Here is a 26,490-nt window from a genome sequence, read left to right on the forward strand (position 1 = left end):
CCATGTTTGTGCAATTGACCAACCGCCACAGGGCAGATCGCACGCCCCGCGCGGCACGATGCTGCGTTGCAACTCCTCGCGAGGTGTTCAACCTCGCCCCGGGTTACGCCTTGCCTCGCCCCGCGCGGCGCGCACGCTCCACCCTGTCCACCCGCTGCTTTCAGGTTTAGCCATGTTCATGAGCTTGCAACAAGCCATAGCGCAATACCTTCACGACGGCCAGAGCGTTGCCATGGAAGGCTTCACGCATCTGATTCCATTTGCCGCCGGCCATGAAATCATCCGCCAGCAGAAAAAAAATCTGCATCTGATCCGGATGACGCCGGATCTGATTTACGACCAATTGATCGGCATGGGCTGCGCCAGCGAACTGACCTTTTCCTGGGGCGGCAATCCCGGTGTCGGCTCGTTGCACCGTTTGCGTGATGCCGTGGAAAAACAGTGGCCGCAGCCGCTGACCTTGCATGAACACAGTCACGCCGAAATGGCGGTCGCCTATCAGGCCGGTGCCAGTGGCATGCCCTGCGGCTTCATGAAAGGCTATCCGGCGACGCAATTGGCGGAAGTCAATCCGGCGCAAATCCAGCCGCAGCAGTGTCCGTTCACCGGGCAATGGCTGAGCGCGATCGCCGCCATCAAACCCGATGTCACCATTTTGCATGCCCAGCAAGCCGATGCCGACGGCAATGTGTTGATCCGCGGCATTGTCGGCGCCGCACGCGAGGCAGCGCTGGCGGCGAAAACGGTCATCGTCACGGTTGAGCAGCAGGTGGAAAAAATCGATGCCGACATGAACGCAATCGTGTTGCCACGCTGGTTGATCGCCGCCATTGCCGTGGTGCCGGGTGGCGCCTATCCATCGTATGCGCAAGGCCATTATCCGCGCGACAACGCCTTTTATCTGGCCTGGGATGAGATTGCCCGCGACCGGGAAAAATTCCTCAGCTGGATGCAAAGCCATGTGCTGGCACTGCGCGACCATGCTGAGCTTCTGCAACGTTTGCAGGTGGCCGCATGAGTATCGCAGTAATGAATTCGGAACAGAGTTCGGGACAGAATTCTGTCCCGAACTACAGCCGCGACGAGATCATGACCGTCACCGCCGCGCGCCAGCTGCAAAACAGCGCAGTCTGTTTTGTTGGCATTGGCTTGCCCAGTGCCGCCTGCAATCTGGCCCGGCAAACGCATGCCCCGGAGCTGGTGCTGATTTACGAATCCGGCACGGTCGGTACCAAGCCGAGCGTGCTGCCGCTGTCCATCGGTGATGGTGAGCTGGCGGAGACCGCTGATTGCGTGATCCCGCTGCCGGACATTTTCAGTTACTACCTGCAAGGTGGCCGCGTTGACATCGGTTTTCTCGGTGCCGCCCAGATTGATCGCTTCGGTAATCTGAACAGCACGGTGATTGGCGATTATCTGCGGCCCTCGACGCGGCTGCCGGGCGCTGGCGGTGCACCGGAAATTGCCATGCATGCCAAGCAGGTGCTGATCGTCATGAAGCAATCGCCGCGCAGTTTCGTCGAGAGCCTGGGTTTTCGCACTTCCTGCGGCTTCATGAACGGCAATGGTCAGCGCCGGCACGGCGAGTTTGCTGATGCAAGCGCGGGCGCCGGGCCGCAAGTCGTGATCACCGACTACGGCATGTTGAAACCGGATCCGGTCAGTGATGAATTGACTCTGGTGGCAGTCTATCCCGGGGTAACCGCAGCGGAGGTCAGCGCGGCCACCGGCTGGTCACTGCGAATTGCCCCGACCTTGACGGTACTGCCGGAACCGACTGCAGCAGAGTTGAGCGCGTTACGCTCGCTGCATGCGCGTACCGAGCAGGCTCATGCCAATCCGGTTCGCATCGTGTTGCCGAAAACGGCCTGAGTTTTTTAACCATTGGCCGAAACAAAGCGTCGCCGGCCTGCAAGCGAGATTGACAGCATGAACAGTGCCCACATCAAAACCGAATTGCCGGGCCCTAAGGCCCGAGCCTTGATTGCTCGCGACAAGGCAGTGATTTCACCGTCCTATCCGCGTGATTATCCGTTTGCGATGTCGCATGGTAAAGGCGTCGAAGTCTGGGATGTCGACGGCAATCGCTTTCTCGATTTCGCGGCCGGTATTGCTGTCTGTTCAACCGGCCACAGTCATCCGACGGTGGTCAGCGCCATCAAGGCGGCGGCCGATCAGTTCCTGCACATTTCCAGTGACTACTGGCACGAACATCAAGTCAAACTCGGTGAGCGCATCAACGAACTGAATCCGATGGCCGAGCCGGTGCTGAGTTTCATGTGTCAGTCCGGTACCGAAGCGGTTGAAGGCGCATTAAAGTTGGCGCGCTATGTCACCGGTCGGCAACGCTTCATTGGTTTTCTCGGCGGCTTCCATGGCCGCACGATGGGGTCACTGTCGTTTACCTCCAGCAAATACACCCAGCAAAAAGGTTTCTTTCCGAGCATGCCGGGTGTGACCCATGTGCCGTACCCGAACAATTACCGGCCGCTGCTGCACGGAGAAGATCAGGGCGTCGCCGTGCTCAATTACATCGAAAACGTGTTGTTCCAGAGCAATGTGCCAGCCAGCGAAGTCGCCGGCATCGTGATCGAACCGATGCAGGGAGAGGGCGGCTATCTGGTGCCGCCGGATGGCTTTCTGAAAGGTCTGCGCGAACTCTGCGATCGGCACGGCATTCTGCTGATCTTCGATGAAGTGCAATCGGGTGTCGGGCGCACCGGCAAGATGTTTGCGAGTCAGCATTGGGGCGTTGCGCCCGACATCATGACACTGGCCAAAGGCTTGGGCTCCGGCATGCCGATCGGGCTGGTCGTTGCCAAGAAAAAACACATGGAAAAATGGCAGCGCGGCGCCCATGGCAACACCTACGGCGGCAATCCACTCTGCTGTGCCGCGGCAACTGCCACGCTCGATCTGGTGGAAAGCGAATACTGCGCCAATGCCGCTGAAGTTGGTGAGTACTTCATGACCAAACTGCGCGCGCTGCAAACCCGGTTCGACTGCATCGGTGAGGTGCGCGGCAAAGGCCTGTTTATCGGCATGGAGCTGGTGCTGGATCGCCGCGGCAAAAAGCCGGCCAAGGAACTCTGCGACCAGCTGATCACCCGCGCCTATCACAACGGCTTGTTACTGTTGTCCTGCGGCAGCAGCACCGTGCGCTTCATGCCGCCACTGCTGGTGAGCCGCGCCCAGATTGACGAAGCGATGACGATCATCGAAGTGAGTTTGAAGGAAGCGCTGGGCTGAGGTGCTAGGGCAGTAGCAGCGGAATCGTTTGCGGAAAGTTGGGAGCGGCAACTACCCCCTCCTGACCTCCCCCTTCACAGGGGGAGGAACGCTACAGCGCTTCCCTTGCGACGGAGCGGAACCGTACCGCTCCCTCCCCTGTGAAGGGGAGGGCGGGGGTGGGGTAATTGCCGCTTCACACCAGCCACACAACAACAAAATCCGGAGTCACCGTAATGCCCCGTATGTGGATAGCGTTTGCCTCAATTGGGTTGGGTTTGCTGTGCGCAGCGAATGCCAACGCCGCACGCGAACCGGTGCTCAAACAAATCCAGCTGCCGCACAGCTATTACTGGCGCGAGATGTATCTGCCGCAGCTGAGCAGCGGGCCGTCCGCTGCGGCGTTTTTGCCGGATGGCAAGTCGGTGGTGTACAGCATGGCGGGATCGTTGTGGCGACAAGCGCTTGGCAGCGACGACGCCAGCGAGCTGACGCATGGCCCCGGTTACGACTATCAACCGGACGTTGCGCCGGACGGTCGCAGCCTGATCTTTGTTCGCCACGATCAGGATGCGCTCGAACTGTGGCGGCTGGATCTCACAACCGGCAAACAGCAGCAACTGACACGCAGCGGGGTCAGCAATGTCGAGCCGCGGCTGTCGCCGGATGGCAGGCAACTGGCGTTTGTTTCCACCCGGGCCGACGAGCACGGTGACAATGCCGGCCGCTTCAATCTCTATCTGGCTGATGTGACCGATGCGGGGCTGGCCAATATCCGGCCGTTGGTCGCCAACCGGCAAAGCAAAATCGATCGCTATTACTACAGCACGTTTGATCACGCGGTGAATCCGTCCTGGAGTCCGGATGGCAAACGCATTGTTTACGTCGGCAACCCGGAGGTCGCCTGGGGCAGCGGTGATCTGTGGTCGGTGTCGGTCAGCGATCCGAATGATCGTTATCGGGTGCTGGTGGAAGAAACCACCTGGGCCGCCAAACCGGAATTTGCTCCCGATGGCAAACGCCTGCTGTACAGCAGCTATCAAGGTCGACAATGGCATCAATTGTGGCTGACCACGGCGACTGGGCAATCGCCATTGCCGCTGACGTTTGGTGAGTTTGATCGGCGCAATGCCCGCTGGTCACGTGATGGTCAGCGTGTGCTTTATATCAGCAACGAGCAGGGCAACAGCAGTCTCTGGCTGCAGGATGTCATCGGCGGCAAACGGCAACAAATTACCGCCAACAGCCGCCACTTTCAGCGCCCGATAGCCGAGCTGCGACTGCAACTGCGTGACGACCGGGGCCAGCCGCTGGCGGCACGGGTGACCGCGCTGGCCAGTGACGGCCGCCATTACGGTCCCGATGACAGCTGGCTGCATGCCGATGACGGTTTTGACCGGCGCCAACAAGCCCATGAACATCACTACTTTCATTGCCAGCAACGCTGCGTGCTGACCGCGCCGGTGGGTGAGCTGACGCTGATCATCCAGCATGGTTTCGCGATGAGCATCGCGCAGCAAACGCTGCAACTGAAGCCGGGCAGCCGCGAGCTGACCGTGACCCTGCACGACAATGCGCTGCCAGCCGAATTTGGCTCGCACCTCAGCGCCGATCTGCATGTGCACATGAACTACGGTGGCCAGTACCGCCAGCAGCTCGCCGGCTTGGCGGCACAGGCGCAGGCCGAAGATCTGGATGTCGTTTACAACCTGATCGTCAACAAAGAGCAGCGAATTCCGGATATCGGCGAATTCAAGACCACAGCCGACCAGTTCGGGCCGACCACGATTTTTCAAGGTCAGGAATTTCATACCAGCTACTGGGGCCATCTCGGCCTGCTGCATCTGGATGACCATTATCTGACGCCTGATTTCAGCAGCTACCGGCATACCGCACTCGCCTCGCCGTATCCGCATAACGGCGTCATTGCCGATCTGGCGCATGAACAACAGGCGTTGATGGGTTATGTGCATCCCTTCGACTGGCGCATCGTGCCGGAACAAGAAAAGAAGTTGACCAATCTGCTGCCGGTCGATGTTGCACTCGGCAAGACCGATTACTACGAGCTGGTGTCATTCGCCGACCATCTGGCCACCGCCGAAGTGTGGCATCGGTTGCTCAATCTGGGGTTCAAGCTAGCCGCCGCGGCCGGCACCGATGCCATGACCAACTACGCCTCGCTGCGCGGTCCGGTCGGCTTGAATCGGGTGTTTCTCGCGGTCGAAAAGCCGTCCCCGACGGCATTGAAAGCGGCGATCAAAAACGGTCACGGCTTTGTCAGCAATGCGCCGCTGCTTGGCTTGACCGTCAACGGTGTTGCGCCCGGTGACACGCTGCAATTGCCGGCCGGAGCAACACGGGTGGAGATCCACGCCGCCGTGCGCTCGAACACGCCGGTGCCGATGGTGGAAATTCTGCACAACGGCAAGGTGTTGAAGCGGATCAAAACCGACCGCAGCGGTATGCGCGCCGACTTTTCCGGTGCGCTGGAGCTGACGGAAAGCGGCTGGATTTTGCTGCGCGCCTATAACCCGGAGCCGCATGCGCTGGTGCAGGATCTGTACGCCTACGGCAGTACCAATCCGGTCTGGCTGGAGCTGCCGGGCAAGCCACAGCGCGCGCCGGAAGATGCCGCCTATTTTCTGCGCTGGATTGATCGGATCATCGACGATGCCGGTCAGCGCACCGACTACAACACCGAACAGGAGCGCGAGAAGACCCTGCAGTATCTGCGGGCCGGCCGGGCGGTGTTTGAGGAAAAAGCGAAACCGGCGGCGAAATAAAAAGGGCGCGTCATGTCTGGCGATTTTTATCGAAATAGTCTCGCAGTGCCGGTTCAGCAATGAGTCGAATTCATCAGAACACTTTTGCGTGAATTGCGCCGGTGCGTTGCGGCGCCAGAAAGGAGAATGTCCGTGAACATGAAGTTTGCTGCCAACCCGGCCTGGGCGACCGTGCTGCTCGGCATTGCGTGTGTGGCCACCGCGGCGGAAAAACCGGCGCTTGAGCTGTCCGACATGGCCCGACTGCAAGACGTCAGTTCGCCGGTATTTGCTCCCGACAACGAGCGCATCGCCTATGTCGTGAGCACGGCCAATACCGACAGTGATGCCAGCGTCAGCGATCTGTGGCTGGTCTCGTATCGGGGTGGCGCGCCACGGCAATTGACCCAGACGCCGTTTGCCAGTGAATGGTCGCCACGCTGGAGTCCGGATGGTAAATGGCTGGCGTTTCTGTCCGATCGCGGTGACGACGAAAGTACGCAACTCTGGCTGCTGCCAGCCGATGGCGGTGAAGCGCGTCAGCTCAGTTCCCTGAAAGCCGGCATCGAGGACTTTGACTGGGCGCCGGATGGCAAGCGCATCGTGCTGGTGGCGGAAGACCCGGCGCCGGAGCAGGGCAAAGATTCGCGCGGCAAGGACAAGCCGGAACCGCCGCGCGTCATCACCCGCTATCAATTCAAGGAAGACGGCCGCGATTATCTGACCGATCGCTACCAGCATCTGTATCTGCTGAATGTCGCCGACGGCAGTGCCGAGCAGATTACCACTGGCAGTCAGGACGATATGCTGCCGGCTTGGTCGCCCGATGGTAAGCAGATCGCATTTGTCTCGCGTCGCGTTGCTGGCACAGCAGGTGATGCCGAGCGCACGCTGAACTTTGATGTCTACACAGTCGCCCCGGCCGTCGGTAGTGAGGCGCGCCGGATCAGCGCCTTCAACGGCACCGATGTCGATCCATACTGGGAATCACGCCCCGAGTGGTCACCGGATAGTCGCAAACTGGTCTGGCTGCAAAGCGGTGAAGACAAATGGATTTACTACGCGCCGTGGCAGCTGACCGTCGCCGATTTGGTCAGCGGCAAAATCACCACGCCGGCCCGGATTGATCGCTGTTTCTACAAACCGCGTTGGTCGGCTGATGGCAAATCAATTTACGCGCTGGTCGAACAAAGCCGCAATACCTGGCTGGCCCAAATCGATCCCAATGAAAGCAATCCAGCCAACGCCATTCGCTACGTCAGCGACGGCAACCGCTTTGGCTACGACTACGCGCTCAGCAAAAATGGCCGCATCGCACTGCTCGACAGCGATGACCGCACGCCGTTTGAACTGACCGCGCTGGAACCCGGTGCCAAGCAGCCGGGCCGCGCGCTGACCGCGCACAATCAGTTCCTGACCGAGCGTAAGCTGCAACCCGCCGAAGACATCAGCTTTACCAGTGACGGCCAACGCATCGACGGCTTTCTGATGAAACCGGTTGGCTATGAACCGGGCAAGCGTTACCCGACCATCCTGCGCATCCATGGCGGCCCGGTTTATCAGTTCTCGCACGAATTCATGTTTGACTGGCAGTTCTATGCCGCCAAGGGTTTTGCCGTGGTTGCGGTCAATCCGCGCGGTTCGTCCGGTCGCGGTTTTGATTTCGCCAAGGCCATTTACGCCGACTGGGGCAATGTCGATGTCAAAGACGTACTGGCCGGCGTCGATCATGTGGTCAAACTGGGCGTTGCCGATCCGGACCGGCTCGGCGTCGGTGGCTGGAGCTATGGTTCGATCTTGACCAACTACGTCATTGCCAGCGACAAACGATTCAAAGCGGCCGTCAGCGGTGCCGGCACCTCGAACATGCTCGGCAATTACGGTCACGATCAATACGTGCGCGAATACGAGCTGGAGCTTGGCAGACCCTGGGAGAATTTTGACGCCTACGCCAGAGTCAGTTTCCCGTTCCTGCATGCCGACCGCATCAGCACGCCCACGCTGTTCCAGTGCGCGGAAAAAGATTTCAATGTGCCCTGTCTCGGCGCCGAGCAGATGTATCAGGCGCTGCGCTCACTGCGGGTGCCGACCCAGCTGGTGATTTTCCCCGGCGAGAATCATGGCCTGACGGTACCGAGCTATTTGCAGGACCGCTTGCAGCGCAATCTGGAGTGGTATGAACGTTTTCTGAAAACGCCGTAGCGAGTGTGCGGGGTGAGGAAAAACGTGAAGGCAAAATATCAGGGATTCGGTGCGGGCGGTGTTGCGCGGAGCGGCAACTACCCCACCCCGACCCTCCCCTTCACAGGGGAGGGGGCATCTCGGCTCATCGCTCATCAAGGCCGGGGAGGTGCCAAGTCACTCCCTCCCCTGTCAAGGGGAGGGTCGGGGTGGGGTAATTGCCGCTCCCAATTCGCCGCAGGCATCACCCGCAACAAAATCGCTGGCTCAGCGTTCACCCATTCAACGCCTCAACACCGGCCCCAACCGGTTGTACTGCTTCATCACCTTTTGCAGCGACTTGTGATCAATTGCCACGGCCCGGTGGCCGTCGGCACCGGTCATGGTCCTGGCCGCGACCAGCGCATTGATGATCGCTTCTTCCGTTGCCTGCACGGTCGCCAGAAACAGCGGGTCCAGCGCACTGTTGCCGAGTGTCTGCACGGTTTGCAATTCGGTTTGGCTGGCGTCTTTGTTGGCGGTACTGAATGCCAGGAAAATATCGCCGGAACCGTCACCGGCGTAACTGCCATTGCGCGCCAGTCCGAGCGCGGCGCGCTTCACCAGCCGTTTCAGCTGGTGCGGCAACAGCGGCGCATCGGTGCCAACGACAATGATGATCGAACCGGTATCGCCGGCTGGCTGGGTCGCGGTCGGTTCGTCGTAGGCCTTGTCCGCTGTCAGATGCTTGCCAACCGGCACACCGGCAATGCGCAGCTCTTCGCGGACACCGTAATTGGCTTGCACCAGCACCCCGACGGTGTAGCTGATGTTGTTTACCGCGATGACGCGCGAGGCGGTACCCGTACCGCATTTGAATTGATGGCAGATCATGCCGGTGCCGCCGCCGACATTGCCTTCAGCCAGCGGTCCGCTGTGCGCGCTGTCGAGCGCCGCGAATGCATGTTCCGGTTTGACGTGAAAACCGTTGATGTCATTCAACCAACCGTCCCAGGTTTCCCCGACCACCGGCAACGACCACCAATAACCACTGTCATCGGCGCCACCCTGTTTGATGCGCCAGGCAATCACCGCGTCGTGGACCACGCCAACACTGTGGGTGTTGGTGATCATGATGGGACCTTCCAGAAAACCGCTTTCATCGAGCCAATGGCTGCCGGTGAATTCACCATTGCCGTTCAGCGAAAACAGGCCGGCATAAACCAGCTCGTTCACGCTGTCATGACCACGCGGCAGAATCGCGGTGACACCGGTTCGGATGGCGGCGCCACTTGCGTCATCGGCCTGCAACGTGTGATAACCCACGGTAACACCGGCGACGTCGGTCAACGTATTCCAGCGCCCCGGCGTGCCGTCAAACGGGATGCCCAAATCACGGGCACGTACGGGCGCTGGTTCAGCGCGCGAGTCGGCAGCCTGGCTGACCGGTAATAACAGTAAAAGGCAATTGAAAACCAGAGCCGGACCGATTTTTCCGGGCCGAAGATGGCGATGCAGGAAATTGCGCATGGCAGGACTCGCACAGTGGAACCTGGCGACAGTTCAACATGGCCGACGCCGAATCTCAATGCTGGCCTTTTCACAGTCGGAGTAAGTGATGAGTCATTTGTTGCACTGCCAAAAACTCGAGCTGGATCACGCGCGGGCCTTGCACGCGTCGTTCTATAACGATCCCATCTGGCTGGCGCACGAGCAGCAGCAGGTGTTTGCCCGCAGCTGGCAATTGGTGGCGCATACCGGTGATTTGGCGGCCGCTGGTGATCACGTCGCGACCGATGTCGCCGGCAAGCCGGTACTGATTGTTCGACAAGCGGACAATTCACTGAAAGCGTTTTACAACGTCTGCCGGCATCGGGCCGGCCCCATCGCCACCTGCAATGGTCGGGGCGCCAAGGCGCTGCACTGCGCCTACCACGGCTGGACCTACACGCTCGCCGGCCAGCTGCGCTCGGCGCCGGAAATGCAAGGCGCCTGTGATTTTGATGTCACGCAAATCCAGTTGCCGGAAATTGCCGTGCGGGAATGGCAGGGGCTGGTATTTGTTGCCCTAGCCGCGGATGCACCAGCGTTTGACGAGATGTTTGCCGGCATTGTCGAGCGTATCAAACCGATTGATATCAGCGCGCTGCGCTTTCACAGCCGGGTGCATTACGACATCGATTGCAACTGGAAGGTCTACATCGACAACTTCCTCGAAGGCTATCACCTGCCGCATGTGCATCCGGGCTTGTCCAAGGTGCTCGATTACCGTTCCTATGACACCGAGCTGCATCGCTGGTATTCGTTGCAGCATTCGCCCATCCGCAACAACGACGGCATCTACGGCGATGGCAATGCCTGGTACTACTTTGTTTATCCGAACATCATGCTGAATATCGTCCCGGGCCGGATGCAGACCAACCGCATCTTGCCGCTTGGCTACAACCGTTGCCGCATCGAGTTTGACTACTACTACAGCGACGATCCGGCCGTGCACGCCCGCATCCAGAACGAGCAGTCTTTCAGTGACGAGATCCAGCAGGAAGACATCGACATTTGTCTGGCGGTGCAGCGCGGCCTGCAATCCGGCAGTTACGAAGCCGGCCGGCTCTGCCCGAAACGCGAAAGCGGTGTCTGGCATTTTCAGAACCTGTTGCGTGACGCCTATCGCCAGGCCATACCGGTGCAGCAGTGACCCTGCTAATTTGTCATGCCGGCTTCGGCAACTTCTCCTGCGTTGCTCTACCTCCTGCATCCATGCAGTCGTGCGCCGGGGCGACAGGTACATGTCGAGTAGTTCTGTTCCAATTCGCTCGTCGGTGAGCAAAAAACAATAAACAGAAATCGGGAGATAGCATGAGCCAGCACGAACAACCACGACGCGAACTGGGTTTCTGGATGTGCACCGCGTTGGTCATTGGCAACACCATCGGCATTGGTATTTTCATGATGCCGGCGTCGCTGGCGCCGTATGGCCTGAATGCCTTCAGCGGTTGGCTGGTCACCGTCATCGGCTGCATTTTTCTGGCGAAGATTTTCGCGGGTCTGGCTCAGCATCTGGCCCACGAAGACGGACCGTATGGCTACACCCGGCGGGCGCTCGGCGGTGGCGTGGCGTTCACCGTGCTGTGGTGTTACTGGGTGTCGGTGTGGGTGACCAATGCGACGCTGGCAGTCGGCGTGGTCAGCTATCTTTCGTTCTTTGTGCCGGCGCTGAATGCGTCGCCGTGGTTACCGCCGGTGGCCGCGCTGGCGCTGCTCTGGGGCTTTGTCCTGATCAATCTGCGCGGTGTCCGCACGGCCGGTTGGGTGCAGATCATTACCACCGTACTCAAGCTGCTGCCGATGCTGGCGGTGATGGCGCTCGGAGCTTGGTTGCTGCTGACGGATGCCGGCGCTTATCAACAACATGTGCCGAGCAATCCGCTGTCAATGGACGCCACGGTGACCGCGTCAACCATAGCGCTGTTTGCCATGCTCGGCATCGAGAGCGCCACCATTCCGGCCGGCAAGGTGCGCGACCCGGCGCGCACCATTCCGCGCGCGACCTTGTTTGGCACCATTCTGACCGCGGTGATTTATATCGCGGTATCGGCGGTGCCCATGTTGCTGATCCCGCAGGACGCGCTGACGCAAAGCAACGCACCGTTTGCGGATCTGTTCAGCCAACGCATCGGCTCCGGTTTTGGTCAGCTGCTGGCCGGCTTCGTCGTCATCAGCGGCCTCGGTGCCTTGAATGGCTGGACCCTGCTCGCCGGTGAACTGACCCAGTCATTCGCCCGTCACGGTGGCTTTCCGAAAGTGTTTGGCGCCACCAATCACCGAGGTGTGCCGGTGCTGGCCTTTGTGATGACCGCCGGCCTCGCCAGCGTGATGATCTTGATGAACTACAGCAAATCGATGGCGCAGGGCTTCACGTTTTTCAGCGTCGTGGTCACCGCGGCCAACTTGCCGTTGTACCTGTTCTGCTCGCTGTCGGTGCTGGTGCTGTGGAAGCGCGGCGAAATTGCCACCCTCGGCAAAAAAGAAGGCAGCTTGCTGGTCGCTGCCGTGCTGGCAATCGCCTATGCCGTCTGGGCGTTTATCGGTATCGGTCACGAATCATTTTTGTGGGCGCTCGCGCTCGCGCTGATGGGCCTGCCGGTGTATCTGTGGATGCGCTGGCAGCGTCGGCGGGAGGCGAGGGCGGTAGCGGCGGCAAGCTAAGTTTTGCACCAAGTGACAGCAAACCAACAGCACCCCCAACCCCTCCTCGTGAGAGGAGGGGAGTGTAAGGCGTTCCCCTCCTTGTCAAGGGCGAGCGGGGAGAGAGCACAATGCGAGTGCATTGTGCGCCCGCGTAGCGCCAAGCGTTCTGCGCTTGGCCGGGCGGGGCTAGGGGTGGTTGAGCGCAGCCAGACTCCACGCCGGATGGACGAGAAAATATCGGAGTAACCCATGTCCCGCGATCCGCGTTACGACATTCTGTTTGAACCGGTCCGCATTGGCCCGGTCACCACCAAGAACCGGTTCTTTCAGGTGCCGCATTGCAATGGCATGGGCCACGCGATGCCGGAAGCGCATGCGGCGATGCGTGAGATCAAAGCCGAAGGCGGCTGGGGTGTAATCGCCACCGAAGAATGCGAGATCCACCCGAGCGGCGATGTCTCGCCCTATGTCGAAGCGCGGCTTTGGGACGATGCCGACATTCCGGCGCTGGCATTGATGTGCGAGAAGGTGCACCGGCACGGCGCGCTCGCGGCCGTCGAGCTGACCCACAACGGCCCGACCGCATCGAACCTGTATTCACGCGACATCCTGATCGCGCCTTCACATCAACCGAGCAAATACGGCTACCCGCACCAAGCCAAGGCAATGAGCAAACGTGATATCGCCGATTACCGACGCTGGCATCGCGATGCCGCGCTGCGGGCGAAGTGCGCCGGCTTTGATGTGATCTATGTTTACGCCGCGCATGACTTGAGCCTGGCCATGCATTTCCTGCAAAAGCGTCGTAATCATCGTAATGACGAATACGGCGGCAGTCTGGAAAATCGCACCCGGCTGCTGCGGGAGATCATCGAAGACACCAAAGACGCGGTCGGTGATACCTGCGCCGTCGCGGTCCGTTTTGCCACCGAAGAACTGCTTGGTGACGGCGGTGTCACGCTGACCGAAGCCAAAGAAGTCGTGCACATGCTGGCCGACCTGCCCGATCTCTGGGACGTCAATCTCGCCGCCTGGTACAACGACTCGATTCCCTCGCGCTTTGCTCGTGAAGGCGCGCAGGAACCGTTCATCGACTGGGTGAAAAAAGTCACGACCAAGCCGGTCGTTGGCGTCGGCCGCTTCACCTCGCCCGACACCATGGTGTCGCAGATCAAACGCGGTGTGCTGGATTTGATCGGCGCGGCGCGGCCGTCGATAGCCGATCCGTTTTTGCCAAAGAAAATCGAGCTGGGTCTTATCGACGACATCCGCGAATGCATCGGCTGCAATATCTGCGTCAGCGGCGACATGACCATCACGCCGATCCGTTGCACGCAAAACCCGACCATGGGCGAAGAGTGGCGCAAAGGCTGGCACCCGGAAAAAATCGCCAGCAAGAAATCCGACAGCAAGATCTTGATCGTTGGCGCCGGCCCGGCCGGACTGGAAGCCGCGCGTGCACTCGGCGAGCGTGGTTACGAGGTACATCTGGCCGAAGCCGGCAAAGAGCTCGGCGGCCGGGTCACGCTGGAGTCGCGCCTGCCCGGTTTGGCGGAGTGGGCGCGTGTGCGTGACTGGCGCCTGGGCCAAATCAACAAACTGAACAACGTCAATGTCTATCGCGATTCGAATCTCAGTGCGCAAGACGTGCTGGATTTTGCTGCTGATCAGGTTGTGCTTGCCACCGGCTGCCACTGGCGCCGTGACGGTTACGGCCGCAGCAATGGCAGCGGCATCGCCGGCTTCACTGCGCAATCGGTGCTGACGCCCGATGATGTGATGGCTGCGCTGTATTCGGGAGATAAAACATTTTTCGAGCAGCTGCCAGCCGGCGCGGTCGCTGTGTTCGATGACGATTACTTTTATTACGGCAGCGTCATGGCCGAAGCGCTGCGTAAAGCTGGTCGCGAGGTGCTGTTCATCACTCCCGACGACACCATCGCGTCCTGGAGCAGCAACACGCTCGACTACCGCCACATCCAATGGCGCATGCACGAGCTGGGCGTGCAGCAAGTGGTCGCACAGAACATCACAAACTGGGATGGCAAGCAGTTAACACTGGAGCACAGCTGGTCAGGCAAGACTTCAACACTCGCTTGTGCCGCCGTGGTCGCGGTAACCGCCCGGCTGCCCAACGATGCGCTGTATCAAGCCTTGCTGGCTCGAGAAGCGGAATGGGCCGGCGCCGGCGTCAAAACGGTTCGCTGCATCGGCGATGCCGAAGCGCCGGGGCTGATCGCTCATGCGGTGTACGCCGGCCACCGCTATGCCCGCGAGCTGGATGAAACCCCACGCGGAGAAGTCGCGTTCCGGCGGCACTTCCATGTTGGGCAAACAGGTTGAAGTAGGATGGGTAGAGGCGCGATGCGCCGAAACCCATCAGATCTCGCCGCGTTGATAAGGGCGATGGGTTTCGCTTACGCTCTACCCATCCTGCCGCGCTCCGGCGTCGGTCAATTCAGTTGTTAGATTTCAGGAGAATGTTATGCGTCATATATTGTTAGTGCTGGTAATTACCTTAATGTGCGGCTGCGCCCCTGCTGCCTTTAAAATGTATAGCGGCTCTGATCTGCCCAGAACAGACTTTGCTGTTATATCTGCTTTGGGCCTTTACCCAGAGAGTCGCATGTCTCTGCAAATTAAGGAAATAAATGGAAAGCCAGTCAATGACACAACTGCCGCTGAGTTTCATGTTTTGGCCGGCGACTACAAAATTTTACTAAAGGCTTTTGCTGACTTTAATCCTTCCGCGACAAGCTCAACTTGGAAAGATGCATTTATAGAGGTAAGCGTGAGCGTCGAAAACGGCCACACCTATATCCCAAACTTCACACGAATTGACGACAAAGTATCAGTCCACTTTGACGATAAAGGCGTTGGATTTAAAAAAGAGTGCTTACCTCTCTATCAAGCCTACTACAAGACAAATATTTGGGCGGGCAAGGCGCCAGACATTCAATGTTGAAATCAAGAAACTCAATCAGGTTCATGTAGGTCCGAACCGCATAGCGTTTCGGAAGCTTGTTGTTTCTATTCGCACGATGCCTCCGTACGGGTTCGCCCATTTGAGTTGTAATTTCTAACGCCAGGTCTTTCGCCATGGATAAGCGTCGTCTTAAACGAATGATTCGATACTGGGAAAAGTGTCACGCCAGGGCGATGTCAAATATTGATAGGTGTGACTGGAATAGTTGGTTTGACCTTTGGCATATTCATTATGACTACAAGGCTAAGGGAGGACGAGTTGAAAACAAGCCCTATTCATATTTTTTAGGCTATCAATTGCTTCGCTCTGTTGAAGAGCGGTGCAAAAGTCGCGCAGACCCCTTTCAATGCTTTCTCAGCATACATCCTGACGCACACAACGACGCGGTATATATGCACACGGAGAATCCGAACCCAAACAGTCCTGGCTTCCCTTATCTGTTTGAAGACGTTGAATGGGGCGTTACTGATAATAAATCGCTCAATACAGTCATCGACGCAAACACGCACAAAATCGGAAAAGTCGACACTGATGAATATAAATACTATATCGTCATTCGAAAGACCAAATCCGACGTTTGAAAACGTTACGGTCTTCTGCCGTCACTAGGCCGGACACCGTGCTGCTGAAGACGGTCTTTCGACTACGTGTTGGTGGCTCAAAACTGAATAGCGTTGCAAGCGCATGTTCGGTCGGACATTCAGAGTCTATTTTCCGTTCTTTTCGTGCCGTTTTCTGAGTCAAGAGGAATGTACAATGATCGTCGACGCTCAGGTAACGATTAACGCCTCCCGTCCAGCGGTCTGGGCCACCATGACCGATATCGCGAATGCTGCGACCACCATCAACGGTATCGAGCAGATTGAGATTGTCGAGCAGCCCACAAACGGCTTGGTTGGCTTGCGTTGGCGGGAAACCCGAATCCTGTTCGGCAAGCCCGCGACAGCGGAGAAATGGATCACGGAGGCGGTTGAGAACGAGTTTTACAAAACTCGGGCGGAAAGCGATGGCTTCATCTTTCTATCAACCAATCGTATTTCCGATGGCAGCGGCGGCCTGATCCTGACCAGCATTCACGAATCGTTGCCGCAAACACTGGCGACTAAACTGATGGTGATTCCGATGTCGCTGCTGTTCAAGGGCGTGGCGAAGAATGCCATTCTGCAGGACTTGCTCGATATCAAGTCGGTAGCGGAGCAGCAATGATGGCGCCGCAACCGGCCAAGTCCGCCGATTCTCGCGGCATGAACGTCGCAAGAGCCGGGTGACCATCACCGAGCCAATACCATGATCCGATTAATGCGATTTCCCGATGCCATCCGACATGAGTCAGTGATTGAAGATTGGTGGCAGCAGCACCCGGAAGCGCTGGCGGTGATGGCGCGTTACTGGTTTGCCGTGATGCGCCATTGTGGCGACGATGTCCGTGAGCTGCTGCATGATGGTCATCCAACCGCCTGCGTTGCTGATGCTGCGTTTGCTTACGTCAATGTTTTCCGTGCGCACGTCAATGTCGGGTTCTTTCTCGGTGCCGAACTGGCCGATCCGCACGGCTTGCTCGAAGGTACGGGAAAATTCATGCGCCACGTCAAGCTGAAGCCGGAAAACGAGGTGAATGCGGCGGCACTGCATCTGCTCATCGAAACCGCCTATCGTGACATGCAGGCTCATCTGAGATCCGGGCCGGTTTCGTAATAGCGAACCTTGTCGATTTACACCGGGTAGGGTTCGAGGCGGCATGGACATCATGCGTACGAAGCCGCTGCGCGGATTCGTACCTACGGGCGGCATGTTTTCCCATGCTGCGCATGCTTTGCAATAACCACTGAAAGGAGATCAGGCAATGGCCAAGAACACGGTTTGTCTCTGGTATGAATCTGGCGCGGACGAAGCCGCGCGGTTTTATACCGGGGTATTTCCGCAAAGCCAGCTTGGCGCGATTTGCCGAGCGCCGTCAGACTATCCCAATGGCAAAGCCGGTGACGTCCTGACGGTGGAATTTGTTGTCGCCGGCATCCCCTGTCTGGGCCTGAATGGTGGTCCCCGGTTTCAGCACAGTGAAGCGTTTTCCTTTCAGATTGCCACCGAAGATCAGGCCGAGACGGACCGGTACTGGCACGCCATTGTTGGCAACGGCGGTCAAGCCAGCCAGTGTGGCTGGTGCAAGGACAAGTGGGGCATCAGCTGGCAGATTACGCCGCGCATTCTGATGTCAGCGATGGCTCAGGGCGGCATGGTGGCAAAGCGCGCCTTCGAGGCGATGATGCCGATGCAGAGAATCGATATCGCCGTGCTTGAGGCGGCGATTGCGGCCGCGAAAAACGGCTGAGCGGTACACCCTGTACGCCGGCGCAACAACGCAGACGGGGCTCGGAGATCGCCGGTAGCTGGTGCGTGCATTGCCGCTTTCCATTTTCAGTAGCAGCGCCGCTGTCTGGCTGAAAGTAAACGCCAGCAACTTAGCGTTGCGGAATGTCTTCGTGAATGCACAGGTAGTTGCCTTCCGGGTCCTTGAACCACGCGGCCTTCTCGGCGCCCAGCACACAGACATGGTTGACGGTTTTCAGGCCGGGAAAATCATAGTCCTCAAAGACAACGCCAGCGCGCTTCAAATCCGCAATGCTGGCGGCAATATCGGTGACCTGAAAACTGATGGCGGTATGGTCGGCCTTGGTGCCTTCCGGTTTCGGAAACAGCGCCAAGGTCGTTCCGCCTACGACGTAAACAAATTTGCCATCCGGTTTGAAGCCGCCGGGTTGAAAACCGAGCCGGCCTTCGTAGAAGGCGCGAGCGCGCGCCATATCGATGACCGGCAACATGGTTGTCACAGAAGCAGTGGTCAGCATGGGGAGTCCTTGCTTGCAGTCCGGCAACATGGAATCCCGACAGGGATATTGGGCCGGCGGGAACGCAAGCATAGTCCTTGTGCTTACTTCAGCTTAGACCGCGTCGATCCGAACCGGCTGGCGTTTAGGGCGCTTGCCGATTCGTCGGCACGCAATCGTTGTGTGGAGGAGCGGCTTCCGTAACCGTTAACCCTCAGGCAGCAGCCCCTTCCTTGCTTCCGCGATGTCAAACGGTGCGCGGACTTACTGAATCAGTACGCCACCTTTCGTCACCGCACTGGGCCGCTCCAGCAAGCGGATATTGGCCAGCACATCACCGTCGACTGCCACCAGATCGGCGTATTTGCCGACCGCGATGGAGCCGATGTCGGTATCTTTGCGCATCAGGCGGGCATTGCTGATGGTGGCGGATTGGATGGCCTGCATTGGCGTCTGGCCGTAGCGGACCATGTAAGCCAATTGTTTGCCGTTGTCGCCGTGCGGGAACACGCCGGCATCGGTGCCGAAGGCGATGTTGACGCCGGCTTTGACCGCTTTGCGAAAACCTTCGCGCTGGGCGTCGGTGGTTTGCCGGTTTTTCTCCAGGATTTCTGCGGGCCAGTGTTCAGCGCTGCCGACCTCGGCGATGTAGTCGCCGTTATAAATATCGGCGACCAGCCAGGTGCCGCGTTTTTTCATCAAGGCAATGCCTTCGTCATCGATCAATGATCCGTGCTCGATTGATCGGACGCCAGCGCGCACGGCGGCCTTGATGCCGTCGGCGCCATGGGCGTGGGCGGTGACATCTTTGCCGTATTTTTGCGCTTCTTCGACGGCGGCGTGAATTTCCTTTTCGCTGAATTCAGCTGCGCCGGGTGTGGTGCCCATTGTCAGCACGGCGCCGGTCGCGATCATCTTGATGAAGTCAGCGCCGCCGGCAATCAGTTCACGCACACGGGCACGCACTTCGTCGGCGTTGTTGGCGACGCCACGGCGAAAATCGGCCGGAATGATCACATCCGGCGCCATGCCAGTGACTTCACCACCGCCGCCGCTGATCGTCACGTAGGCACCGGCCACCATCATTCGCGGTCCGCGCAGCAAACCGGTATTGATTTGCTCGCGCAGCGCGACATCGACAAACGCCCGGTAGGTGCCGACATCGCGCACGCTGGTGAAGCCAGCTTTGAGCGTCGCCTCGGCATGAATGGCGCCGATCAGGGCATCGCGGGCACCGGTGCTCATCAGCGGCGCCGCGACATTGGCCGATTGAATGTCACCGATTAGATGCGTGTGGACATCACTCAAGCCGGGCAGCACGGTGTAGCGCGACCAATCGATGACGCGCAGCGTTGCTGGCAGCGGCACACTTGCGTCCTGAATGGCGACGATGCGATCGCCAGCAAGCAGGATGACCTGCTGGCTCAGCACCCGACCGGCGTCGACGTCGATCAGTGTGCCGGTGCGCACCGCGGTGTCGGCAGCCGGTGCAGCGCCGAGAACGGTATGAAATGGCAGCAGCGCGAACAGCGCCAGCAAGCGCAAGCAGGATGTACGTGATGTTGGCATTGGCAAGGTCCGTATTGACTGGGTCTGCATTGACAAGGGCTGCATTGACAAGACTCGGGTGGTTGCCGCTACTGTAGCCAGCACCGGTTAAAAACTCCATGCGTTGCCATTTGGGTGGATTGCCATGTCGTCACATCATTCGCGTTTGTTACGCCCTTCGTTGCTGTTCTTGTTATCCGGATCGTTGATCGGATTGCTGTTCGGTCTGTCGGCCTGCCATTCCACGCCAGACGATCACGCCGATATTGTTGTGCGCCATGCGCACGTGCTGACCATGGATGAGCGCATGCCGACCGCGCAAGCGCTGGCTGTTCGTGGTGGCCGGATCGCCGCCGTCGGCAGCGACGCCGAGATCGGCCGCTGGATTGGCGAGCACACCCGCGTCATCGAGGGCAATGGCGCGACAGTGTTGCCGGGGTTGATTGATACCCATATTCATCCGGTCATCGGCGCCGAGCAGCTGGATGATTGCAGTCTTGGCGATGAAGTGATGTCGCTGGCGGCAATGCGGCCGACCGTCTCTGAATGCCTGCAGCGCAATCCCAACGCCGCCAGCACGGAATGGTTGGCGGTGATCAATCTGAATCCGGCCAATTTTCACGCCACCGCGGCGGATCTGGATCAGCTATTGGCCGACCGGCCGTTTGGCCTGTTTGGCACCGACGGCCACACGGCGTGGATCAATACCGCGGGACTGAAAAAATTGGGCCTGACTCGTGCCAGCGTCGATCCGGATAACGGTCGCATTGTCCGCGATGGCAAGGGCAATCCCACCGGTCATCTGATCGACATGGCGGTGGATCTGGTGCTGGCGCAATTGCCAAAAAAATCGCTGGCCGACAAAGTACGTTTGACCGAGCGCGCCTTGCAGGACATGCACAGAGTCGGGCTGACCACCTTGCTGGAAGCGTCGGCCGGTGAAGACATTCTGCAGGTGTACAGGGCGCTGGCCGAACAGGGCAAGCTCAGCGCAAAAGTGTCGGTGGCGCTGACCAGTGTTGCCGATCCATCGGCGAATCATTTGCAGGAATTGGCCGCGCTGCGCGACCGCTATCGCGGTCTGCCGCATGTGCAGATCGATACGGTCAAGGTGTTCGCTGATGGCGTGCTGGAGTACCCGACCCAGAGTGGCGCGCTGCTGGCACCGTATGAACCGGTGGCTGGTAATGGTCGCTCCGATCGCGGCAGCCTGTATTTTGAACCGGAGAAGATGGCGGATTTTGTCACTGCGCTGGATCGCGATGGTTTCAATGTCCATGTTCATGCCATCGGTGATTGGGCGGTGCGGGCGACGCTGGATGCGTTTGCGGCGGCGCGTAAACGCAACGGCGAGCAATCGCGCGCGCATTTCAGCATTGCCCATCTGGAGCTGATTGATCCGGCCGATTGGCCGCGCTTTGCCGCGCTCAATGTCTACGCGTCATTTCAACTGCTTTGGGCTCAGCCCGATGCCTACAGCGTTGACGCGGTGCAGCCGTATCTGGGGCCGACGCGGTCGCAGTGGCTGTACCCGGCGGCCGGGGTCAGCAAGGCCGGCGGCGTAGTCGTTGCCGGTAGCGACTGGAACGTCAGTACATTCAATCCCTGGGAAGCGATGGCGACCGGACTGTGTCGCTGCAATGCCGACGAACCGGCGCGACCGCCGTTGCTGCCGGAGCAAGCCTTGCCGTTGCCGGTGATGTTGCGCGCCTACACCATCGATGCCGCCCGTATGCTCGGCCGGGATCAGGAGCTGGGCTCGCTGACGGTTGGCAAGGCGGCGGATCTGATCATGCTCAATGGCCCGCTCGCTACCAATGCCGAGCAATTGCGCCATACTGAAGTGCTTACCACGATGATTGACGGTGTGCTGGTGTACGAGCATCAGCCCTGACCGTAGCAAACGGGCCGTTGCGTGCCGTGCGATGGTCGCGAATGAGCAGGGCCAAACACAAATAACAGACAACCAAGAACAAACCACCGATAACGAACTACCAGTAACGAACTACCAGTACCCAACCACCGCGCAGAAGGATGCTGCAGCAAAGCGTGTTACGCGTTGTTTACGTTGTCAGGGTGTAACGCATGCAGTTGATGAACGGTTTTACCGTCTTGATCATGACCGGGGTGTTGCATCTGCTGATCGCGGCAGCCGGTCTGCTGATCCGTGGCCAACCGGAAACCCGTGCCATTGTCAGGCTCTGGGTGCTGGCGCAGGTGATCGGTGGTCTGGCGCAATTGCTTCGGCTGATGCGTGCTGACTGGCCGGAGTTATGGTCGAGCACGCTGCCCAATATGGCCTCGGCGCTGGCCTATGGACTGGCCTTGTTGGCGGTGATCCAGTTGTTTCAATTGCGCTCGCGCGCATTCATTGTCAGCACCGTGATTATCGTGCTGCTGCATCTGCTGATGCGTGAATTCGGCATGTCTGAATCCGTTCGCTTGACCTGCCTGAGCCTGTTGTTCGCCTTTCAGTTCTGCCAATACACCTACCTCTACGGACAAGCCCATCGGCAGCACAAAACTACGCTGATGAACGTACTGCAACTGGCGAACCTGCTGGTGGTGATGACCATGCTGGCGCGCGCCATCGAAGCGGCGGGCGCCGGGCCCGGTTATGATTTCCAGCACGCGGGGCTCGGTCAGAGTCTGTCGCTGATTGGTGTATTCATTGCCGTCACCATCAACGGTTTCGGTTTTCTGTTGATCCTGATCGAGCGCGGCACCATCGAGTTGACCCGGTTGTCATCGCTGGATCCGTTGACTGAAACGCTGAACCGCCGCAGCTTTCTCGACAGCGCCAATCAACAGCTGGCGCTGGCAAAGCGCAATCTGTATCCGGTTTCGGTTTTGATGTGCGATATCGATCACTTCAAGCAATTCAATGATCAGCATGGTCATCAGGCTGGCGACAGTGTCATTTCGACACTGGTGGCCGCCGCGCGCCGGACCATGCGCGGTGGTGACTGCATTGCCCGCTGGGGCGGGGAAGAGTTTGTGCTGCTGTTGCCGTACACCCAGCGCAGCGGTGCCGAGCAATTGGCGCAGCGCTTGAACCGGGCGTTTGCCGTCAGTGCTACGCCGCACGGCGATCAGCGACTCAGTGCGACGGTCAGCATCGGCGTGGCCGAGCATCAGGCGGATGAAGACATACAGGCCACCATTGACCGCGCCGACCAAGCTTTGTTGCGGGCCAAGCAGCATGGTCGCAACCGGGTCGAGGCTGCCTGATCGCGGTGAGTCTTGTGTTTGTGCCCTGGGTCCTGTGCTCAGCCTGCGGTGTTTTTACGCCCGGCACTTCGTGTCCAATCGGCTCTGCATTTACTCCGCCCCGCCAACGATGGTCACGACTTCGACTATCTTGATCCGGAGCGAGGGCACCGTTGCAGTGAACTAACCTGGTCGCACCCGCGCACCGGTCACTCGGCAGAATGTCAGAGCGCATGGCCGTGACGGCGCACAGGAGATGACATTGATGGGGATATCGATGGTGGCATTGGTGGTGGCATGGAAGGGAGCAAACCCGGTGCTTCAACGCTTGGGTACAGATCGATGACCTTGATGAATGGCTACACCATTCTGATTTTGACCGGCGTGATGCAGCTGCTGGCGGCGTGCGCCAGCCTGCTCGTGCACGAAACCGGCGTTACCCGGCAGGTGCTGCGCTGGTGGGTATTGGCGCAGGTCATTGCTGGCATCGGTCACATCGCCCGGCTGGTGATTGACCCGTCACATCTGTTTCTCAACACCAGCTTGCCGAACGCGCTGATTTCGTTGTCACTGGCGATGATGACCTACGCCATGGCCCGGCTGCTGCAGCGGCAATTTCGCGCCTTGATGCTGGTGTCGGTAGTGATCATTCTGTTGCAATTGATCGCCCGCGAACTGACCCACTCGGAAGCGCAGCGCCTGCTGCTGGCCTCGGCGCTGATCACCGTGCAGTTCTTTCTGCTGAGCTATCTGTACTGGCGCGCCGAAGTCGGTCGCCGCGCACTGACCAACAGCCTGATGCTCGGCAACGCGATCGCGGCAGTGGCGATGTGCGCGCGGCTATGGGAGGCGGCGCATGCCGGCTCGGAATACAATTTCAGCCACGCCGGCCTCGCCCAGCAGATTGCGCTGGTGGGTTATTTCAGCGGCATGGTGGTCAACGGTTTTGGCTTTCTGCTGATTTTGATCGACCGTGGCACCGAGGAATTGGTCCGGCTTTCCTCTCTGGATTCGTTGACCGAAACCCTGAACCGGCGCAGTTTTCTGGTGGTGGCCAAACAACAGCTGGCGCAGGCGGAGCGGGGGCATCATCCGGTGTCGCTGCTGATTTGCGATTTGGATCATTTCAAGCAAATCAATGATCAGCACGGTCATCACGCCGGTGACCGCATGATTCTGGCATTGGTGGGGGTGGCGCGGCAGACCATGCGGCACAGCGACAGTCTGGCGCGCTGGGGTGGCGAGGAATTTGTTTTGCTGTTGCCGCAAACCGATCTGGCCGGCGCCCGCCAGATTGCCGAACGGCTGAACAAGGCATTTGCCGCAATCACCATCAGCCACGGTCAGTTGACGCTGCACGCGACCGTCAGCATCGGCATTGCCGAGCGTCGCGGCAAGGAGTCGGTCGAGCAGACGCTGGATCGTGCCGACCGCGCGCTGTTGATGGCCAAAGCCAATGGCCGCAATCGGGTCGAAGTGAATTCCTGAACGGTTCAGCAGGACAACTGCCACTGCGCCGCCGCTGCCTGCTGCAAGGTGTCGCGAAACGCCGGATGGGCAATGGCAATCAAGGCACTGGCGCGCTCGCGCAGCGATTTGCCGCGCAGATCTGCAATGCCAAACTCGGTCACCACATATTGCGCATGCGCGCGCGTGGTAACCACGCCGGCCCCGACCGTCAGCACCGGCGCGATCCGCGAGACCGCACCACCGGCAGCGGTGCTGGGTAAGGCAATGATCGCTTTACCGCCATCCGACAACGCGGCGCCGCGCATGAAATCCATCTGGCCGCCGACCCCGGAATAAATTTTGGTGCCGATGGAGTCGGCGCAGATCTGGCCGGTCAGATCGACCTGCAGCGCGCTGTTGATCGCGACCACATTGTGATTGCGGCGAATGGTGCGGGTATCGTTGACATAATCGGCTTCCAGCAACACCACTACCGGATTGTCGTCGACAAAATCGTACAGTCGCTGCGAACCCATGACGAAGGTCGCGACCAATTTGCCCGGGTGCACCTGCTTGCGGCTATTGGTGATGACGCCGCGCGCGACCAGCTCCAGCACGCCGTCAGAAAACATCTCGCTGTGCACGCCGAGATCGCGGTGGTTGCCGAGACAGGCGAGTACCGCATCCGGGATCGCACCGATGCCCATCTGCAGACAGGCACCGTCAACAATCAGGCTGGCGACATGCTGGCCAATGGCGTTGTTGACCGCATCCGCGACGGCGGTTTCGTGCAGTGGTAAGTCATCGCTGGCTTCATAAATCGCGGTCAGATCGTCGTAGCGGATAAAGCTGTCGCCATGTGTCCGCGGCATCCGCGGGTTGATGTGGGCAATGATGGTGCTGGCTCGCTCGCAGGCGGCCTTGGTTGCCTCCACCGAAATGCCGAGGGTGCACAGACCATGACGGTCCGGCGGCGAAACCTGAATCAGCGCGACATCCACCGGTTGCTCGCCACGCCGAAACAACAACGGCAATTCGGACAGGAACATCGGCACGTAATCGGCATGACCCTGCTGCACCAAAGGTCGGGTCTGGGCGCCGACAAAAAAGCAGTGATGGCGCAGATGTGGCGCCAGCTCGGCGCGCGCCAAGCTCTGCATCCGTTCGGTGTGCAACTGCATCAGCCGCAGGCCGCGGCGCTCGCGGACCCGCTCGGCCAAACCATTCAGCAGGATGCGTGGCGTCGCGGCCATCGACTGGGTCCAGAGCCAGCCGTGATCCGGCAGCAACTCGACGACATCGGCAGGACGATTCAACAAGCGTGGCGACATGATCACACTCCGGAAACGGGGCCAACGGCCCACAGCAATGCTTCATTAAAGCAGCCGCCGACGGACGAGGCCTGTAGCCTGATCAAGAAACTGGCATCATGGCCGCCGGAATGGACCGCCGAAAGAGGCTACGACCCGGATGGCCGAGTCGGTGCGGCCAGACCTGATGTGAATGGCTGACATAAACGCCGGACATAAAAGCCTGGCTTTAAAATCTGGCAAAGAATGCAGCGCGATGAGTGAGCAAGAAACATGAACAACCCGGCAATGGCATCCCTTCGTGATGCGGGCCCGGCCGATTTTCCGGCGCTGCTGGCGCTGAATGCCGAATCCGAGCATTTTCTGAGCCCGATGGATGCGCCGCGGCTTAGTCAGCTGTTTGCGCAGGCGGCCTATTGCCGTGTGTTGGAACAGGACGGGGAGGTGGCGGCGTTTTTGCTGGCGTTTCGGGAAGCGGCGGATTATGACAGCCTGAACTATCGCTGGTTTGCTACCCGTTACCCGCAGTTTCTCTACATCGATCGGGTTGTGGTTGCCGCCAGCCATCAAGGCAAGGGTCTTGGCGTCCTGCTGTATGCGGATCTGTTCCGCTTTGCCCGCCAGCACGGTGTGGCCCGTATCACCTGCGAATTTGATACCGAGCCGCCAAATGAAGCCTCGCGACGTTTCCACGCCCGCTTTGGTTTTCATGAAGTCGGAACGCAGTGGGTCGCCAACGGCAAGAAACAGGTATCGTTGCAGGAAGCGCGCAGCGATGGCTACGTCACGGAATGAATGTGACGGTGACGCTGTTGCGGCAAAAT

General features: G+C 59.3%; 21 protein-coding genes. 17 read left to right on the plus strand and 4 right to left on the minus strand.

Annotated features, from left to right (window positions below; translation table 11 throughout):
• Window positions 1-178 precede the first annotated feature (178 nt).
• The 5 genes from HPT27_RS04915 (at window position 179) to HPT27_RS04935 (ending at window position 8,192) form a co-directional block, all read left to right on the plus strand.
• Window positions 179-1,018 carry a CoA transferase subunit A gene (locus HPT27_RS04915; protein ID WP_172239758.1) on the plus strand — a complete coding sequence of 280 codons (840 nt, stop codon included), beginning with the start codon at window positions 179-181 and terminating at the stop codon, window positions 1,016-1,018.
• On the plus strand, window positions 1,015-1,872 hold the full coding sequence (locus HPT27_RS04920; protein WP_235950845.1) for a CoA-transferase subunit beta: 858 nt from the start codon (window positions 1,015-1,017) through the stop codon (window positions 1,870-1,872). Before HPT27_RS04915 ends, HPT27_RS04920 begins: the two co-directional genes overlap by 4 nt.
• A 57-nt stretch (window positions 1,873-1,929) precedes the next feature.
• Window positions 1,930-3,249, plus strand: coding sequence for an acetyl ornithine aminotransferase family protein (locus tag HPT27_RS04925; protein ID WP_172239761.1), 1,320 nt, complete (start codon window positions 1,930-1,932; stop codon window positions 3,247-3,249).
• Window positions 3,250-3,464: 215 nt separating this feature from the next.
• Window positions 3,465-6,011: a CehA/McbA family metallohydrolase gene (locus tag HPT27_RS04930; protein WP_172239764.1), complete on the plus strand. Its 2,547-nt coding sequence runs from the start codon at window positions 3,465-3,467 to the stop codon at window positions 6,009-6,011.
• Window positions 6,012-6,149: 138 nt separating this feature from the next.
• Window positions 6,150-8,192: a S9 family peptidase gene (locus tag HPT27_RS04935; RefSeq protein WP_172245100.1), complete on the plus strand. Its 2,043-nt coding sequence runs from the start codon at window positions 6,150-6,152 to the stop codon at window positions 8,190-8,192.
• 261 nt (window positions 8,193-8,453) lie between these two features.
• Here the strand turns inward: HPT27_RS04935 and HPT27_RS04940 are convergent, their stop codons facing one another.
• Entirely contained in the window at window positions 8,454-9,542 is a 1,089-nt protein-coding gene (locus HPT27_RS04940; protein WP_235950846.1) for a DmpA family aminopeptidase, read from the minus strand.
• Between the two features lie 226 nt (window positions 9,543-9,768).
• Between HPT27_RS04940 and HPT27_RS04945 the strand changes: the two genes are divergently transcribed.
• From HPT27_RS04945 to HPT27_RS04980, 8 genes are all read left to right on the plus strand, one after another.
• Complete coding sequence (locus HPT27_RS04945) at window positions 9,769-10,845, plus strand: aromatic ring-hydroxylating oxygenase subunit alpha (protein ID WP_172239769.1); 1,077 nt, start codon at window positions 9,769-9,771, stop codon at window positions 10,843-10,845.
• Between the two features lie 161 nt (window positions 10,846-11,006).
• On the plus strand, window positions 11,007-12,356 hold the full coding sequence (locus tag HPT27_RS04950) for an APC family permease (protein WP_172239772.1): 1,350 nt from the start codon (window positions 11,007-11,009) through the stop codon (window positions 12,354-12,356).
• A gap of 231 nt (window positions 12,357-12,587) precedes the next feature.
• Entirely contained in the window at window positions 12,588-14,681 is a 2,094-nt protein-coding gene (locus tag HPT27_RS04955) for an oxidoreductase (RefSeq protein WP_172239775.1), read from the plus strand.
• Between the two features lie 142 nt (window positions 14,682-14,823).
• Window positions 14,824-15,303, plus strand: a complete 480-nt coding sequence (locus HPT27_RS04960; RefSeq protein WP_172239778.1) for a hypothetical protein — start codon at window positions 14,824-14,826, stop codon at window positions 15,301-15,303.
• A gap of 134 nt (window positions 15,304-15,437) precedes the next feature.
• Window positions 15,438-15,905, plus strand: a complete 468-nt coding sequence (locus tag HPT27_RS04965; RefSeq protein WP_172239781.1) for a hypothetical protein — start codon at window positions 15,438-15,440, stop codon at window positions 15,903-15,905.
• A gap of 175 nt (window positions 15,906-16,080) precedes the next feature.
• On the plus strand, window positions 16,081-16,530 hold the full coding sequence (locus tag HPT27_RS04970) for an SRPBCC family protein (protein WP_172239784.1): 450 nt from the start codon (window positions 16,081-16,083) through the stop codon (window positions 16,528-16,530).
• 81 nt (window positions 16,531-16,611) lie between these two features.
• Window positions 16,612-17,019 (plus strand): DUF1801 domain-containing protein, encoded by a 408-nt coding sequence (locus tag HPT27_RS04975; RefSeq protein WP_172239787.1) that lies wholly within the window; start codon window positions 16,612-16,614, stop codon window positions 17,017-17,019.
• Window positions 17,020-17,167: 148 nt separating this feature from the next.
• Window positions 17,168-17,653 carry a VOC family protein gene (locus tag HPT27_RS04980; protein WP_172239790.1) on the plus strand — a complete coding sequence of 162 codons (486 nt, stop codon included), beginning with the start codon at window positions 17,168-17,170 and terminating at the stop codon, window positions 17,651-17,653.
• A 130-nt stretch (window positions 17,654-17,783) separates the two neighbouring features.
• Here the strand turns inward: HPT27_RS04980 and HPT27_RS04985 are convergent, their stop codons facing one another.
• On the minus strand, window positions 17,784-18,170 hold the full coding sequence (locus HPT27_RS04985; RefSeq protein ID WP_172239792.1) for a VOC family protein: 387 nt from the start codon (window positions 18,168-18,170) through the stop codon (window positions 17,784-17,786).
• Window positions 18,171-18,413: 243 nt separating this feature from the next.
• Window positions 18,414-19,718 (minus strand): Xaa-Pro dipeptidase, encoded by a 1,305-nt coding sequence (locus HPT27_RS04990; protein WP_172239794.1) that lies wholly within the window; start codon window positions 19,716-19,718, stop codon window positions 18,414-18,416.
• Between the two features lie 124 nt (window positions 19,719-19,842).
• On the opposite strand from HPT27_RS04990, the gene HPT27_RS04995 reads away from it, so the two are divergent.
• The 3 genes from HPT27_RS04995 (at window position 19,843) to HPT27_RS05005 (ending at window position 24,395) form a co-directional block, all read left to right on the plus strand.
• Window positions 19,843-21,591 carry an amidohydrolase gene (locus HPT27_RS04995; protein ID WP_172239797.1) on the plus strand — a complete coding sequence of 583 codons (1,749 nt, stop codon included), beginning with the start codon at window positions 19,843-19,845 and terminating at the stop codon, window positions 21,589-21,591.
• A gap of 191 nt (window positions 21,592-21,782) precedes the next feature.
• Complete coding sequence (locus HPT27_RS05000) at window positions 21,783-22,928, plus strand: GGDEF domain-containing protein (protein WP_172239799.1); 1,146 nt, start codon at window positions 21,783-21,785, stop codon at window positions 22,926-22,928.
• A gap of 321 nt (window positions 22,929-23,249) precedes the next feature.
• Window positions 23,250-24,395 carry a GGDEF domain-containing protein gene (locus tag HPT27_RS05005; RefSeq protein WP_172239801.1) on the plus strand — a complete coding sequence of 382 codons (1,146 nt, stop codon included), beginning with the start codon at window positions 23,250-23,252 and terminating at the stop codon, window positions 24,393-24,395.
• Between the two features lie 5 nt (window positions 24,396-24,400).
• Here HPT27_RS05005 and HPT27_RS05010 read toward each other — a convergent pair whose 3' ends face one another.
• A complete protein-coding gene (locus HPT27_RS05010; RefSeq protein ID WP_172239804.1) occupies window positions 24,401-25,687 on the minus strand; it encodes an acetyl-CoA hydrolase/transferase family protein in 1,287 nt (428 codons plus the stop codon).
• 267 nt (window positions 25,688-25,954) lie between these two features.
• On the opposite strand from HPT27_RS05010, the gene HPT27_RS05015 reads away from it, so the two are divergent.
• A complete protein-coding gene (locus HPT27_RS05015) occupies window positions 25,955-26,461 on the plus strand; it encodes a GNAT family N-acetyltransferase (RefSeq protein ID WP_172239807.1) in 507 nt (168 codons plus the stop codon).
• Window positions 26,462-26,490: the final 29 nt, after the last annotated feature.

The organism is Permianibacter fluminis, assembly GCF_013179735.1.
Classification (GTDB): domain Bacteria; phylum Pseudomonadota; class Gammaproteobacteria; order Enterobacterales; family Permianibacteraceae; genus Permianibacter; species Permianibacter fluminis.